Source organism: Lysinibacillus sp. GbtcB16, from assembly GCF_019091145.1.
Lineage (GTDB): Bacteria > Bacillota > Bacilli > Bacillales_A > Planococcaceae > Lysinibacillus > Lysinibacillus fusiformis.
This window is the reverse complement of sequence record NZ_JAGXJV010000188.1, coordinates 1-353: the sequence shown is the minus strand read 5'-3', so window position 1 is coordinate 353 and position 353 is coordinate 1. Positions and strand designations below refer to the sequence as shown.

The window sequence follows — 353 nt, the reverse complement described above, 5'->3', positions numbered from 1 at the left end:
AGCTCCACAAAGAAAAAACAAAAGAAATCGAGTAAAAAGAAGAAAAAGAAGAAAAAAAAGAAGAAGAAAAAGTGGGGGAAATTCTTTACCAAGGCCCGGAAGTTAAAAAATAGTTTATCCAAGAGTAAATTGGTGAAACGGGCGAAGAAGGCCATTAAAAAAGCGGTCCTGACCACGAAAAAGGTTGTGAAAAAAGCAAAGGCAGAAGTGACAAAAGCCAAGCAACAGGTAAAGGCCGCTGTCAAACAAACGAAGCAGGTAGTGAAGGAAAAGGTGCTACCAGTCGTGAAAAAAGCTGCACAAGCAACGACCAAAGCAGTGAAAAATGCTGTAAAACCTAAAAATCTGTTGAA

The 353-nt window shown here is 39.1% G+C and carries 1 pseudogene; it reads left to right on the top strand.

Annotated features, from left to right (window positions below):
* Positions 1–132 precede the first annotated feature (132 nt).
* Positions 133–353: pseudogene (locus tag KVT27_RS23935) on the top strand (hypothetical protein); the annotation flags it as partial.